The sequence below is a fragment of the Streptomyces sp. NPDC001507 genome, from assembly GCF_042894765.1.
In the GTDB taxonomy this organism is placed as follows: Bacteria; Actinomycetota; Actinomycetes; order Streptomycetales; family Streptomycetaceae; genus Streptomyces.
In genome coordinates, this window is record NZ_JBIAVV010000004.1 from 139,154 (window position 1) to 153,066 (window position 13,913).

Here is a 13,913-nt window from a genome sequence, read left to right on the forward strand (position 1 = left end):
GGACGGCCGCCTTCCCACGAGCGGTCGCCGCCGCCCGAAAGCCCGCCCCCGCTGTCGCCTATCGCCTGTGCGCGCGGCGGCGCGCCACCAGGAACGCGCCCGCCCCGAGGGCGGCGACCGCCGCCGCGGCGCCCACGAGCGGGAGGGCCGTACCGGCACCGGTGTTGGCCGTGTCGCCGCCGGACGCCCCGTCACCACCGGCGACGTCGAGCCGGATGTCGGCCTTGTCGTTCTGCGTGACGGTGTCGAACGGCCGGGAGGGGCCGGTCAGTTCGACCGATCCCCGGGCCCCCGGCACCGCCTTGTCGATCTTCAGCTGGAAGGTGTAGTTCTCCTCGTCACCTTCCTTGACCCAGTTGGGGCCGGTGCCGCAGGCGTAGCGACCGGATCCCCTCTTGAGGCAGGAGTCGTTCTTGACCACCGTCGTACCGGCGGGCATCTTGATCACGATCTCCGCCCCCCGGGTATCGCCGTTCCGCTGCACCCAGGCCGGCCCGGCGTTCGTCAACCTCACGGTCAGGGGAACGGTGTCCCCGACGGCCCCCTTCAACCGCGCCCCGGCAACCTTGAAGTCGGCCGTGTTCACGGCGGTCACCGTCGCATCGGTCGCGTCCGAGAAGCTGCGCTTCGCGCTGCCGGAGGGCGCGGGGGTGGCGTCGGGCTGCTCGACCAGCTTGACCGCGGGTGCGGTTCCGGGCACCGGATGCGAGAAGTTGTCCCCGGGGTAGGGGAACCCGTCGGTGTTGACCCCCACCCGGACATGGTCGTACAGCGCGCTGTCGCGCACGCGGATGGCCAGCTGTTTCTCGGGCGTGTAGACGACACCGGTCTTCACCGTCTGGTCGAACTCGCAGATCGCTTCGGTCGAGTCCGGCGCCTCGTCCACCGACGGGATCGTCAGGTACTTGCAGTTGGAGGGCAGTTCGGCCAGTTCCGTGCGGCTCAGTCCATGGCTGAGCGAGTACGACAGCCAGACCTTGCCGAGCGCCTCCGTGCCCGTGTTGGTGAAGCCGACCGGCACCTGGAAGGTACTGCCCGGCTCGACCCCGTCGACCGGTGCGATCTTGCCCAGGACCACCCCGGGTGACGGGTCGTCGGCCGCGGCGGGCGTGGCGGGCGTGGCGCCCAGCGCGAGCAGGGCGAGGACACCGACCGTGCCGGCGGTCCACCGAAGGGCGCGAGGTCCGGGAGACGTCTGGAACATGGGGTCCTCGCATGAAGCCTCGGTGACGGACGGGCGAACGGCGGGGCACGGCACGTGCCCGCTCATCAGACTCCCGCCGCCGCCGAACGGTTGCGGAGACCGACGGAGAGCCCGGGAAATCGGAGTTAACGCGGGTAACACCCGAGGTCAGGCGCGCCGCCGCACAGTAAGCGCATACCGACCGGCCAGTTGGAGGAAAAAGCCGCACACCCCGCATACCTGCGAGTAACGTGCGTCCCCCGCTCCCTCCTCTCCCTGCGGTCCGCCGCCACGGACCCGAGCCACGCAAGGAGCACCGGGATGGCCCACGACCTTTCCGACCCAGCCGGCCCAGCCGGCTCCGCCGCCCCTTCCGGCCCGTCCGCGCACGGACCGGCACACCTCACCTACCCCTGGCAGCCGCTGCCGCCCGAGCCGCCGAGACCCCGCCACGTGCCGCACCGGGAGCCGGTCGGCCACCACAGCGACCTGCGGGTGCTGCGCGGCGCCTACCGCCTGCGGCGGCGCACCGCGACCCTCACCGCACTCGGCTACTTCACCCTGTTCCTGGTGCTGTCGGCGTTCGCCCCTGACCTGATGACGAGCACGGTCGCCGACGGCGTACCCGCGGGCCTGCTCCTCGCCCTCCTCCAGCTTCCCGTCACCTGGCTGGCGATCGCCCTCTACGAGCACTCCGCGCGCCGCCACGTCGACCCGCTCGCCGACCGCATCCGCCGCACCGCCGAACTGGACACCAGGCGCGGGGCCGTACGGTGACCGGCTTCAGCGGCTCCGCCCAGTCCATGTCGCTGGTCGCCTTCACCGTCGTCGCGACACTCACCCTCCTGCTGTGCGTGATGACCGGCCCGGACCGCGACGACCTCGACGAGTTCTACACCGGCTACGGCTCCCTCTCCCCGCTCCGCAACGGCCTGGCGATCGCCGGCGACTACATCTCCGGAGCCGGCGTCCTCGCCACCGGCGGTGTGATCGCCCTGTGCGGCTACGACGGCGTCGTCCTCGCCCTCAGCACGGCCCTGTCACTGCTGCTGCTGATGTTCCTGCTGGCCGAACCGCTGCGCAACGCGGGCCGGTTCACCATGGGCGACGCACTGGCCCGCCGGATGCCCGGCCGCAGCGTACGGATCGCGGCCTGCGCGGTGACCATCGCCGCCCTGCTGCCGCTGATGCTGGTCCAGCTCGCCGGCGCCGGACAGCTGATGGCCTTCGTCCTCGGTTTCTCCAACGAGGCCGTGCAGACCGGCTGCGTCATCGGCCTCGGCGCCCTGATGATCAGCTACGCGGCCATCGGCGGCATGAAGGGCACCGCCCTCATCCAGATCCTGAAGATCGTGATGCTGCTCGGTTCCGGCACCGTGGTCGCCCTGCTGGTCCTGCACCGCTTCGCCTGGGACCCGGGCGCCCTGCTCGCCGCGGCGGCCCGGGGCAGCGGCGCCGGAACCTTCTACCTGCGCTCCGGCCTCCAGTTCACCGGCGGCCCCGCCCCCCGCCTCGACATGATCAGCTCGGAGCTGACCGTCGTCCTCGGCGGCGCCTGCCTGCCGCACATCACCATGCGCATGTACACCGCCTCCAGCGCCCGCCAGGTCCGCCGGTCGATGTCCTGGGCGGTGTCCTGCGTGGCCCTGTTCGTGCTGGTCGTCAGCGTCGTCGGCTTCGGCGCCACCGCCCTGGTCGGCCGCGCCGCCGTCACCGCCGCCGACCCGCAGGGCAACACCGCCTACCTGCTGGGCTCCCGCGCGGCCTTCGGCACCGACGTCTCGACGGCGGAGACCCTGCTCTTCACCACCGTCACCACGGCGATCTTCCTGACCCTGCTCGCCTCCGTCGCCGGCATGATCCTCGCCTGCGCCAACTCCCTCGCCCACGACGTCTTCGCGACCCGCGTCCAGGAGATGCCGGCCCGCCGCGAGATGACCCTGGCCCGCGTCTCCGCGCTCGCCATAGGAGTCCCCACGATCCTGCTGGCGACCCTCGTGCAGCACCACAGCCTGCAGCCCCTGATCACCCTCTCCTTCTGCGTCGGCGCCTCCGCCCTCGCACCCGCCCTGGTCTACGGCCTCTTCTGGCGCCGCTACACCCGCGCCGGCCTGCTGTGCACCCTGCTCGGCGGCACCCTCACCGTGCTGCTCCTGATGCCCGGCACCAACCTGGTCTCGGGCTCGCCGGGCGCCGCCTTCCCGCACGCCGACCTCAACTGGTTCCCCTTCACCACCACCGGCCTGGTCTCCGTCCCGGCCGGGTTCTTCCTGGGCTGGCTGGGGACGGTGGCCTCCGGCCGGCGCAGGGCCGCGGAACAGCGCCGGCAGTACGAGGCGGTGGAGGGGTGGATCCTGGCGGGGGCGGTACGGAGGACCGACTGAGGGCGCGGGGGAGGCGCTATTCCGCCGCCGCGCGCCCCGTCAGGGTCATGAGGCTGTCCCGCATGTGGTCCATGTGCGCCTGCACGTCGTCCCAGGTCTCGCCGTGCTCGCGCAGCACCCGCTCGGTCTCCCGCGCGATCTGCTCCTCGCGGGCCTTGGCCTCCGCGAGAACCTCGCGGGCACGCTCCTCGGCCTCCTCCTCGGAACGGCGCGCCGACTCCCCGGCCTCCTCCAGGGCCCGTTCCGCCTCCGCCAGGGCGGCCTCGGCGCGCGCGATGCGTTCGGCGTTGTGCGCGTCGACCGCGGCGGCGCGCGCGGCCTCCTCGCGCTCCTCCTCGGCCCAGCGCTCCGCGTGCTCCTTGGCCAGCTCGGCGAGCATCGCGGTGGTGCGCTGCCGCATCTCGCGCAGGGCCGAAAGCGCCTCGCCCCGCTGCTCCTTGACCTCCAGACGGGCGTTGATGCGGATGTCGTCCGCCTCGGCGCTCGCCGCGAGGAGCACCTGGCGGGCGCGTTCCTCGGTGTCCGCACGGAGCGCGTCGGCCCGCTCCCGTACCGCGTCGCACTCGCCGTCGGCGCGCGCCGCGGCCTCCACGACCCCCTCCGTCAGCTCCCGGCGGGCGCCCTCGCGCAGGGTCTTCGCCTCCTCCAGCACGAGCCGGAAGATCCGGTGCGCGCGGTCCCCGAGCGCCTCGTACGTCTGCGGCGGAAGCTCCTCGACCACGGCGCGCATCCGCTCGGCCTCCACCTCCATCTCCTTGGCGAGCACGGTGAGCCGCGCGGCACGCTCCCACGCCGCGTCCCGGTCCTCACCCAGCTCCACCATGAACGCGTCGACCTGGTCGGGGCTGTAGCCACGCCCCCGGACGGTCACGAACTCGTACGGCGACATCGATGCGCTGCTCACCTGGAACCCCTCTCCGCCGGACCCGCACGAAAATGATGATTTCGCGGACATCTTGATGGATCGGACGTAAGTGTTCATAACGCGACACTCCGCATGCCGCGCCGGAAACACCGCACGCCGTACCGGGAAGAGGGAAGCGCGCCTGGGGGCGCGCAAGCCCAACCGCGCGCCCCTCGGCAGCGGCCGGCACCCTCGCACGCACAGCTGATCCACGCGAAACCGGCGGACCCGCCGGACGCGACGCGCACGCACGCGAAGGGGCCGGCCAGGTCTCCCGACCCGACCGGCCCCCGTAAGGCCGTCCTACCCCCGCGCTACAGCAGCCCGTCCCACATCTGCTCCAGCAGCACCGACCACCAGCTCTCCGGCGAGCCGAGCGCCGCCGGGTCCAGGGAGGCCAGCTGGGCCTGGAAGTCGACGGTCCAGCGGCCCGCCTGCTCCTGGTTCAGGCCGAACCTGAGCCGCCACATCCGGCCCAGCAGCGCCAGGCAGCGGGCGAACTCCGGCAGCCCCGTGTTCACGAACTGCGGCGGCACCGACGCCCCGCCAGGCCCCGCCTCCACGGGCACGGCCACGATGTTCGCGGTGCCGTACTGCACACAGACCGCCTTGCCGAAGTCGGTCCCCATCACGAGGTACGACGCCGCGTCCGGCGCCGGCTGCAACCCGCGCTCCTGCGCCAGCTCCGCCAGCGTCGGCACCGGCCGGCCCGGCTGCGCCTGCGCCCAGAAGAACGGCCCCATGTCCAGCGGCAGCCCCGCTGCCACCAGCGTGTGCGCCACGATCGGCGGCACACCCTGGCGCGACACCGCCGCCTGCTCGAACCGGAACACCCCGGGACCGAACGCAGCGGCCAGCTCCTGCGCGACCGCCTCCGGCGGGATCGGCTGCGCCGCCTGCACCTGCGGCAGCGGCGCCCGCACCGGCGCGGGCCGCGCGGGACCCGCCGCCACCTGGTGCAACTCGCCCTGATGCGCCAGCAATTGCCGCATCCCCTGCTGCCGGCTCGCGTGATCCGTGCCGTACGGCGCGATGCTCGCCAGCCGCGCCTGCGGCCACTGCTCCCGGATCATCCGCGCACAGTACGCACCCGGCAGCTCGCACGACTCCAGCTCCGTGTGCAGCTCCAGCACCTGGTCCGGCGGCACGTTCATGGCCCGCAGCTCGTGGAAGATCTGCCACTCCGGGTGCGGCGTGCCCGGCGCCGAACGCCGGATCAGCTGCTGCTCCGAACCGTCCTGCGCCCGGTAGCGCAGCACCGCCTGATATCCCGGCCCGACCGTCGGCTGCCCCTGCTGCGGGTAGCCGTAGGCCGGCGGCTGCTGCCCCGGCACGGGCTGACCGGGCGGCGGCATCGCACCGGCCGGCGGCATCGCACCGGCCGGCATCGGCGGCGGCATCTGCGGGGCGCCCGGCGGCCTGCCGGGGGCGGGCGGAGCACCCACCGGAGGCGCGGCCAGCACCGTCTCCGCGTGGTGCACCCCCGCGCCGCCCGCACCACCGGCAGAGCCCTGCGCAGGAGGCACAGGGGGCCTGGGAGACGTGGCCGGGGCGCCCGGAGGCTGCGACGCACCGGGGGCGAAGGGTGCGCCAGGGGCGCCCGGAGGACGCTGCGCGCCGCCACCCATCCCGCTCGGGTCGGCCAGCATCGTGGCCGCACGATGAACGTCGCCCGGCGGTGGGCCGCCCGGAGCACCCGGCGCACCGGGCGAGTTGGAGGCGCCCGGCGGGGTCTGCGCGCCCGGCCCCGGTGCCGGACCCTCGGGCCCCTTGGCACCGGGCGCCGACACCATCTGCGTCGGCGCATAGCCAACCGCGGGCGGCTGAGGCCCGCCCCCCGGGTGAGCACCCGGTGCTCCCGGTACGCCCGTCACGCCCGGCGCTCCCGGCGCTCCCGGCGGCGGAGGCGGCGCACCGGCCCCGCCGCGCGCCCTGCGCAAAGGAGGCGCGGCCCGGCTCGTCGCGGCGTCCGCTATGTCACTGGCGTTCGGCGCGAGCGGCCGGCCGGGACCCGCCGGACCCGCCGGCGGCTGGGGCGCGCCCGGAGCACCGGCCGGCGCCTGCGGATAGCCGTAGTCCGGAGCGGCCGGGGCCTGCGGATAGCCGTAGGAGGACGCGGGCGGCGTCGCGGGCGCCTGCGGACGCGACGGCGCACTCGGCGAGGGCGTGCCGGGAGCCGCCGGCCCCTGCGGGTAGCCGTACGACGCGGCATCCCGCGGAGGCGACGGGGGCGTGCCACCCTGCGCACGCGCCTCGTCGAGCGCCGGACTCACCGCCGTGCGCGGCAGTTGACTGCCGCCCGCCATCAGCGCCGTCTCGGCCTCTCCCAGCGCCCCGTCGTCGGCATCGCTCAGCGGCGGTGCGAACACCGTCGCGGGCAACGGGACGGAACGGTCCTCGCCGGCATCGGCGTTGGTGTCGGTACCGGCCCAAGGAGTCCCACCGGCAGCCGCCGGCACCCCGGCCTGCGTCTCGGCGAACCCAACGGAACCGGAACCGGAGTTGGGAACCGGAGCAGCACCGGCGCCCGCACCGGCCGACGCCCCGTCACCTTCCTGCCGCCGATCCGGAATCCCCAGCTTGTCCGCCGCCTCCTGGAGCCACTCCGGCGGACTCAACAGGAACGACGTCTGGTTCAGGTCCACCCGGGCCGCGGGCGCCGGCACCGCGTCGGCAACCTCGGCCTCCCGGCCGTACTCCTCCTCGTACCGGCGGATCACCTCGCCCACCGGCAGCGCGGGCCACAGCGTGGCCTCACCGCTGTCACGGGCGATCACCAGCCGCTGCCCGCCCCCGTCCGACCGCGGACCCTCCGCACGGTCCTCGCCCCACACCACGAACCCGAGCCCGAACTCCCGCACCCGCACCTCACGATGCTGGTACGCCGGGACGTCACCGTTGACCCACTCCTCGGCGCGCTCCTGCGCCTGCGCGAACGTCACCATGCCGGACCTCACTCCCCCGAGCCGGCCGAGGACACCGGCACGGCACGCGCGAAACCACCGTCGACCATCAGGTTCGCCACCGTCTCCAACTCCGGCGGAGACCCCGCCAGCCGCGACAGGAACACGTCGAAGTCCTCACCGCACGGCAGCAGCAGACGCTCCACCCGCTCCGCCGGCGGCCACCCCGGATCCACGTCACGCGCGTCGTCGTAAGCGCAGAACCACACCGAACCCAGCCGGTCCCCCCTGACCTTCACCGCCACCAGACCACCCTGCACGAAACCGACGCCCAGGTAGTCCTTGGTGAGATGGTCGCGCAGACACTTGTTCACGTACACGAGGTCGTTCACCGCTGCCTCGTCCCGGACCGTGAAGAACGGCTGATCCACCAGCAGCCCGAGACCCGCGTCCAGGGCCGTACCCACCGGCGCACAACCCCCCGCCGCCTTCAGGAACGAACGGTACGCACCCGGCAACCGGTACCCGAGATCCTCCTCGACCCCCTGCACCTGCGACTCCGACACCGCCACACCCGACTTCGGCAGCCCGAAGTGCGCCGGCCGCGTCTCCTGCAACGGCCGCGTCCCCCGCTTGTCGTGGTCCACCCGCGCCGTCGCCACCCCACCGTGGTGCCGCAACAGCGCCTTCACCTCGACCGGGACCAACTCCAGCCGCCGCGACCCCGCCACGTGGTGCCACGTCCAGCCGTGCGGAGTCGCCACCACCGGCACCGTGTCCCACAGCTCATGACCGGAAGCCGCCAGCACCGCGTTCGCGGACACGAAGTCCGTCAGCCGCAACTCGTCGACACCGAAACCCTCCGGCGGATCGGCGATCTCCGCCGCCGCACGCGCGTAAGGCGAGAAATCGGGGTAACCACGCTCGTCGATCCGTACCCCTCTCGGGTGACGTGCCGCCCGCACCGGATCCGGGAAATGCACGACCTGCCCGGCATAGGCCGCGTTCGGCGGCGCGGCCTGTCCCCCAGCCTGGCCGCTGGGCGGTGCCCCCAGCCCGAGCCGACCTGTCGTCATGACCGATGCCCCCTGCGGCACTCTGTACGAACCGGCATCACACCCCTGCGGCGCGGCACGGCCCGTATCCGGCTGTCTCTCCCACGTCCCGGACGCGTCGACCGCGCCCGTCCCGGTTGCCGACAGCCTATGCGGTACACGAACCCCGGTCACCGGCCCTCCGGTTCCGTGACCAGCCGTCACCCCAACGTGACAGCCTGCCCGGACCCGGGCGTGTCGCGCCGCCCCAGCTACCGCACCCGCCACGGGATTTGGCAGTCTGTGACTTTCGGGGGGATGCCCGGGAGGGGAAGACGATCATGAACACCACACAGACGGGACCACACACCGCCATGTCCGGCGCCACCCACGGCGCCACCCACGGCGACCCCCGCATCGGCTGGAGCAGCAACGAAATACCTCCCGCCCCCACTCTCCAGCACCGCCGCGACGGCATCCTGCCCACCGTCGCCGCCGCGCTCTCCGTCCGCGGCGCCACCCTCACCGGCACCGCCGCCCGCGGCGACCAGCCGCCCCCGCTGCACCCGCTGGTCCAGGAGTTCCTCGACACCCTCCCCAGCGGACAACGCGACCGCTTCACCGGCCGCTGCGCCGAGGCCATCCTCATCTCCCGGCACCTCAGCACCGCCGACAGCGCCCGCAGCAAACGCGCCGCCCGCAAACCCATGACCAACGGCGAAGCCCGCAAATCCCTCAAGCAGGCCAAACTCACCGCCCGCCGCATACGCGAGGACGGCGACCCCCTGCACGGCAGCTTCGCCGCCCCCTGCCGGGCCTGCGCCGCCCTCACCGCCCACTTCGGCGTCCGCATCGTCGACCCCACCACCGACGACGCCTGACACACACACGCACGCGCCACACACCCACGCGCCACACACCCGCACCCGCACCCGCACCCGCACAGCAACCAGGACGATCGAAGGGCAGATGCACGCCGACCGCACCACCTCCACACGCTTCTCCGTGCCCGTCGACGCAGCCCTGCGCACCGCCGGCTGGCAACCCGGACGCTGGGACATAAAACAAGCCGAAGTATGGGCCGACACCCTGCGCGACCACACCTCACCCGCCGGACACCGGCACGCCGTCTTCCCCGCCGCCGTAGAAGCCTGGGCCGAATTCGGCGGCCTCCACATCAACCCCACCGGCACCGGCCGCCAGATCGCCCCCGCCACCCTCCACCTCGACCCCCTCCACGGCCTCCACCTCGCCCGCACCCTCGGCGACCTCGGCCGCGCCCTCGACACCGAGATCTGCCCCCTCGGCGCCGAGACCGACACCCAATCCCTCCTCGCCATCGACGCCGAAGGCCGCATCTACACCCTCGACCACACCGGCGACTGGTACGTCGGCCCCGACATCGACCACGCCCTCACCACCCTCATCGCAGGCGTCGAACCCCAACGCCTCACCACCCAGCCCTAACGGCTCTCCGGCCGTCAGGCCGACGGAATCACCGCCGACACCCGGAAACCCCCGGCATCCGTCGGCCCCGACACGAACACCCCGCCCAGCCCCAGCACCCGCTCACGCATCCCCACCAGACCGTTCCCACCCGACGGCAGCCCCGCGGCCGCCGCGGACGCCGGCTCCGGCGGCGGCTCGTTCTCCACCTGCATCGCGATCTCCGCCACCCGATGCGCCAACCGCACATGCGTCTTCGCACCCGCCGCATGCTTGTGCACGTTCGTCAGCGCCTCCTGCACCACCCGGAACGCCGTCTGCTCGATCACCGCCGCATACGACCGCACATCCCCCTCGACGGACAGATCCACCACCATCCCCGCCGCCGCCGACTGCCCCACCAGCACCTCAAGCTCCGACAGCCACGGCCCCTCCTCCTCGGCCACCACCCGCGAAGCCGCCGCCGCAGCCGCCACCCCCACCACAGCCAACGGCACCGCAACCGACGCCGACGCCGCAGTCGTAGCCGTAGCCGTACGCCGCTGAGCCGCCTCCCCCGAACGCAACACCCCCAGCATCTCCCGCAACTCCGTCAACGCCTGCCGCCCCATGTCCCCCACCAGCGCCGCGTTCTTCACCGCCTTCTCCGGATCCTTCCGCGCCACCGCCTGCAACGCCGCCGCATGCACCACCATCAACGACACCCGGTGCGCCACCACGTCATGCATCTCCCGCGCGATCCGCGTCCGCTCCTCACCCCGCGCCCACTCCGCACGCTCCTCCGCCCGCTCCGCCAGCAGCTGAAGCTCCCGCTCCAGACTGTCCGCCCGCTCCCGCAGACTCTCCATCAGCCGCCGCCGCGCCCCCACGTACAACCCCCACAGCACCGGAGGCGCCGTCAACCCCAACGACGTCGCCAGCGACGCGAACGGAACGAACCAGTCCCCCAGCGTCAGATCCCCCCGCGCCATGCTCTGCCGCACCCGCACGAACGTCACGATCAACGTCCCCAGGAACGTCATCCCCGCCAGCGCCACGATGATCCGCCGCGGCAGCTCCGCCGCCGCCAGCGTGTACAGGCCGACGATCCCCATCAGGAAACCCATCTGGGCCGGCGTGATCGCGATCGCGACCAGCACCACGGCTATCGGCCACTTCCGGCGCAGCACCAGCACGGAACCGGCCAGCAAACCGAACACGATCCCCACCGACACCGGGATCCCCGCGTCCCGCGCGAACGGAATCCCCTCCGCGGCGCACTCCAGCGCCGACACCAGCGCGAGCCCCACGTCCAGCACCGCACTACGCCACCGCACCCACCACCACGGCCCGGTCAAGGCCGTCGCGTGGTCTGCCCCCGTCGTGGTCATGCCTCCAGCCTACGGGCGCGAGGGTGGGCTTTTCCGGTGAGTTTCGTCTACTCGCCTACACCACACTCCGTAACCGAACAACACCGAAACCCACTGGAATCCCTCGAACTACTGAACCACCCACGTTCGACCCCGGAACCGACCATTCCGCCCGGACGGTATGCCCATGGCACATCCACACAGCAAGTACCAGGACTTCGAGGGCCTGCGGGAGCAGGCGGTGGCGCTGCGACGGGCCGGACTCAGCCGCCGCCAGATCCGCGACCGCCTCCACGTCGACAACAACGACATCCTCAACCGCCTCCTGGAGGGCGAACCGCCCCCGGACTGGACGAACCGCCCGAACGCCAAGGACGACCTGCGGGAGAGGGCACGGGAGCTACGGCTCCAGGGCTGGACGTACGACCAGATCCAGGTGGAGCTGGGGTGCTCGAAGAGTTCGATCTCGCTGTGGGTACGGGATCTGCCCGCGCCGGAGCGCAAGAAGCGGACCCGGGAAGAGGCGTCGGCCATCGCCAAGCGCGGCTGGGAAGCCACACTGCGGTTGAGGGACGAGGAACGGCAGCGGACCAAACTCTTGGCAGCACGAGAGATTGGACAGATGACCGATCGCGAGCTGTTCCTGGTCGGTGTGGGGCTCTACTGGGCTGAGGGTTCGAAGAGCAAGCCGTACCGGCGCCAGGAGCGGGTCACCTTCGTCAACAGCGACCCCGACATGATCAGCCTGTACCTGGCGTGGCTCCGCCTGCTCGATGTGGAGCCCGAGCGGCTCAAGTTCGCCGTGCAGATCCACGAAACCGCTGACATCACGGCCGCCGAGGAGTTCTGGGAGAACCACGTGGGCGTCGAAAGGGGCGCGTTCCTCAAGACCACCATCAAGAAGCACAACCCGAGCACGAACCGGAAGAACATCGACGAGAACTACTACGGTTGCCTTCGCATCGATGTTCGCGCCGGAGCCGACTTGTACCGTCGCATCGAGGGGTGGTGGTCTGGCATGGTGGTGGAGGCCAAGCTGCGAACCGCGTAGGCTGCCCTCGGTGATCCCCCGTAGTGTAATCGGCAACACACATTACTTTGGATAATGTATTTCAGGTTCGAGTCCTGGCGGGGGAGCCATGCTCGGTTCGGGTCCTGACAGCTCCGTCAGGGCCCGCTCTCATGTCGCCCCTGAAACGCCCCGGTATCCTGCGGATGTCACCCCCACCATCCAAGAAGCCGAAGGGCAACCCCGTGAGCGCCATTCGCCCGGCAGCCGTCGTCGTTCTCGCAGCGGGTGAGGGCACCCGTATGAAGTCGGCCACACCGAAGGTCCTGCACGACATCTGCGGCCGTTCCCTGGTGGGTCATGTGCTCGCCGCGTCCCGTGAGTTGGACCCCGAGCACCTGGTCGTCGTCGTCGGGCACGCGCGTGAGCAGGTCGCCGCGCATCTCGGCGAGGTCGACGCCGGCGTCCGTACCGCCGTGCAGGAGCAGCAGAACGGCACCGGGCACGCCGTGCGGATGGCGTTGGAGGAGCTGGGCGGGTCGGTCGACGGGACCGTGGTGGTGGTGTGCGGGGACACTCCGCTGCTGACCGGGGAGACGCTGCGGCGGCTCGCCGGGGCGCATCACGGTGACGGCAACGCGGTGACGGTGCTGACGGCGGAGGTGCCGGACGCGACCGGTTACGGCCGGATCGTGCGGGACGCGGCCTCGGGGGCCGTGACGGCGATCGTGGAGCACAAGGACGCCTCGGAGGAGCAGCGGGCGATCCGGGAGATCAATTCCGGGGTGTTCGCGTTCGACGGGCAGTTGCTGGCGGACGCGCTGGGGAAGGTGCGGACGGACAACAGCCAGGGTGAGGAGTACCTGACGGACGTGCTGGGGATCCTGCGGGAGGCGGGGCACCGGGTGGGGGCGTCGGTGGCGGTGGACCATCGGGAGATCGCCGGGATCAACAACCGGGTGCAGTTGGCTCAGGCGCGGCGGATCTTGAACGACCGGTTGTTGGAGCGGGCGATGCTGGACGGCGTGACGGTCGTCGACCCGGCCACGACATGGGTCGACGTGACCGTGACCTTCGAGCAGGACGCCGTCGTCCACCCGGGGACGCAGCTGCTCGGGTCGACGCATGTCGGGCAGGGTGCGGAGGTCGGGCCGAACAGCCGGCTGAAGGACACTCGGGTGGATGCGGGGGCGCGGGTGAGCAACACGGTGTCCGATTCCGCTCATGTCGGTGCGGACGCGAGCGTGGGACCGTATGCCTATCTGCGGCCGGGGACCCGGTTGGGGGCGAAGGGCAAGATCGGTACGTACGTGGAGACGAAGAACGCGTCGATCGGGGAGGGGACGAAGGTTCCGCATCTGTCGTATGTGGGGGATGCGACGATCGGCGAGTACTCGAACATCGGTGCGGCGAGTGTGTTCGTGAACTACGACGGTGAGAGCAAGCACCACACCACTGTCGGGTCGCACTGCAAGACGGGTTCGGACAACATGTTTGTGGCGCCTGTCACGGTCGGGGACGGTGCTTACACCGCTGCCGGGTCCGTGATCACGAAGGATGTGCCGCCCGGTTCGCTGGCCGTGGCCCGCGGTCAGCAGCGGAATATCGAGGGTTGGGTGGCCCGGAAGCGTCCGGGGAGTGCGGCGGCGAAGGCTGCCGAGGCGGCTTCCCGGCGGGGCGCGAGCGAGGACTGACCGGAAA

General features: G+C 72.0%; 11 protein-coding genes and 1 tRNA gene. 7 read left to right on the forward strand and 5 right to left on the reverse strand.

Annotated features, from left to right (window positions below):
• Window positions 1–58 precede the first annotated feature (58 nt).
• Entirely contained in the window at window positions 59–1,204 is a 1,146-nt protein-coding gene (locus tag ACFY0K_RS14440; RefSeq protein ID WP_390640094.1) for a hypothetical protein, read from the reverse strand.
• Window positions 1,205–1,504: 300 nt separating this feature from the next.
• On the opposite strand from ACFY0K_RS14440, the gene ACFY0K_RS14445 reads away from it, so the two are divergent.
• Window positions 1,505–1,960: a DUF485 domain-containing protein gene (locus tag ACFY0K_RS14445; RefSeq protein WP_390640095.1), complete on the forward strand. Its 456-nt coding sequence runs from the start codon at window positions 1,505–1,507 to the stop codon at window positions 1,958–1,960.
• Complete coding sequence (locus tag ACFY0K_RS14450; RefSeq protein WP_390640096.1) at window positions 1,957–3,567, forward strand: cation acetate symporter; 1,611 nt, start codon at window positions 1,957–1,959, stop codon at window positions 3,565–3,567. The genes ACFY0K_RS14445 and ACFY0K_RS14450 overlap by 4 nt, the downstream gene beginning before the upstream one ends.
• 16 nt (window positions 3,568–3,583) lie before the next feature.
• Here the strand turns inward: ACFY0K_RS14450 and ACFY0K_RS14455 are convergent, their stop codons facing one another.
• The 3 genes from ACFY0K_RS14455 to ACFY0K_RS14465 all read right to left on the reverse strand — a co-directional run bounded on the left by ACFY0K_RS14455 (window position 3,584) and on the right by ACFY0K_RS14465 (window position 8,450).
• A complete protein-coding gene (locus tag ACFY0K_RS14455) occupies window positions 3,584–4,471 on the reverse strand; it encodes a cellulose-binding protein (protein WP_390640097.1) in 888 nt (295 codons plus the stop codon).
• A 314-nt stretch (window positions 4,472–4,785) separates the two neighbouring features.
• On the reverse strand, window positions 4,786–7,416 hold the full coding sequence (locus tag ACFY0K_RS14460) for an SUKH-4 family immunity protein (protein WP_390640098.1): 2,631 nt from the start codon (window positions 7,414–7,416) through the stop codon (window positions 4,786–4,788).
• Between the two features lie 8 nt (window positions 7,417–7,424).
• The gene (locus tag ACFY0K_RS14465) at window positions 7,425–8,450 is read right to left on the reverse strand and encodes an SMI1/KNR4 family protein (RefSeq protein ID WP_390640099.1); all 1,026 of its coding nucleotides are present in this window, start codon (window positions 8,448–8,450) and stop codon (window positions 7,425–7,427) included.
• A gap of 299 nt (window positions 8,451–8,749) precedes the next feature.
• Here ACFY0K_RS14465 and ACFY0K_RS14470 point away from each other — a divergent pair, with 299 nt between their 5' ends.
• Both ACFY0K_RS14470 and ACFY0K_RS14475 read left to right on the forward strand, forming a co-directional pair.
• Window positions 8,750–9,289, forward strand: a complete 540-nt coding sequence (locus ACFY0K_RS14470; RefSeq protein ID WP_390640100.1) for a YwqJ-related putative deaminase — start codon at window positions 8,750–8,752, stop codon at window positions 9,287–9,289.
• An 88-nt stretch (window positions 9,290–9,377) separates the two neighbouring features.
• Window positions 9,378–9,875, forward strand: coding sequence for an SUKH-3 domain-containing protein (locus tag ACFY0K_RS14475; RefSeq protein WP_390640101.1), 498 nt, complete (start codon window positions 9,378–9,380; stop codon window positions 9,873–9,875).
• 14 nt (window positions 9,876–9,889) lie between these two features.
• Here ACFY0K_RS14475 and ACFY0K_RS14480 read toward each other — a convergent pair whose 3' ends face one another.
• Window positions 9,890–11,224: a sensor histidine kinase gene (locus tag ACFY0K_RS14480; protein ID WP_390640102.1), complete on the reverse strand. Its 1,335-nt coding sequence runs from the start codon at window positions 11,222–11,224 to the stop codon at window positions 9,890–9,892.
• A gap of 166 nt (window positions 11,225–11,390) precedes the next feature.
• On the opposite strand from ACFY0K_RS14480, the gene ACFY0K_RS14485 reads away from it, so the two are divergent.
• From ACFY0K_RS14485 to glmU, 3 genes are all read left to right on the forward strand, one after another.
• Window positions 11,391–12,254, forward strand: a complete 864-nt coding sequence (locus tag ACFY0K_RS14485; RefSeq protein WP_390640103.1) for a hypothetical protein — start codon at window positions 11,391–11,393, stop codon at window positions 12,252–12,254.
• Between the two features lie 14 nt (window positions 12,255–12,268).
• Window positions 12,269–12,343: transfer RNA gene (locus ACFY0K_RS14490), tRNA-Gln, on the forward strand.
• Window positions 12,344–12,457: 114 nt separating this feature from the next.
• On the forward strand, window positions 12,458–13,906 hold the full coding sequence (gene glmU, locus ACFY0K_RS14495; protein WP_390640104.1) for a bifunctional UDP-N-acetylglucosamine diphosphorylase/glucosamine-1-phosphate N-acetyltransferase GlmU: 1,449 nt from the start codon (window positions 12,458–12,460) through the stop codon (window positions 13,904–13,906).
• Window positions 13,907–13,913: the final 7 nt, after the last annotated feature.

What these genes read in the sequence shown, in the direction of transcription:
- ACFY0K_RS14480 (WP_390640102.1), bottom strand. Translation starts at nt 11,224, where the DNA reads ATGACCACGACGGGGGCAGACCACGCGACGGCCTTGACCGGGCCGTGG.
- ACFY0K_RS14445 (WP_390640095.1), top strand. Translation starts at nt 1,505, where the DNA reads ATGGCCCACGACCTTTCCGACCCAGCCGGCCCAGCCGGCTCCGCCGCC.
- ACFY0K_RS14470 (WP_390640100.1), top strand. Translation starts at nt 8,750, where the DNA reads ATGAACACCACACAGACGGGACCACACACCGCCATGTCCGGCGCCACC.
- ACFY0K_RS14485 (WP_390640103.1), top strand. Translation starts at nt 11,391, where the DNA reads ATGGCACATCCACACAGCAAGTACCAGGACTTCGAGGGCCTGCGGGAG.
- ACFY0K_RS14465 (WP_390640099.1), bottom strand. Translation starts at nt 8,450, where the DNA reads ATGACGACAGGTCGGCTCGGGCTGGGGGCACCGCCCAGCGGCCAGGCT.
- ACFY0K_RS14475 (WP_390640101.1), top strand. Translation starts at nt 9,378, where the DNA reads ATGCACGCCGACCGCACCACCTCCACACGCTTCTCCGTGCCCGTCGAC.
- ACFY0K_RS14440 (WP_390640094.1), bottom strand. Translation starts at nt 1,204, where the DNA reads ATGTTCCAGACGTCTCCCGGACCTCGCGCCCTTCGGTGGACCGCCGGC.
- ACFY0K_RS14460 (WP_390640098.1), bottom strand. Translation starts at nt 7,416, where the DNA reads ATGGTGACGTTCGCGCAGGCGCAGGAGCGCGCCGAGGAGTGGGTCAAC.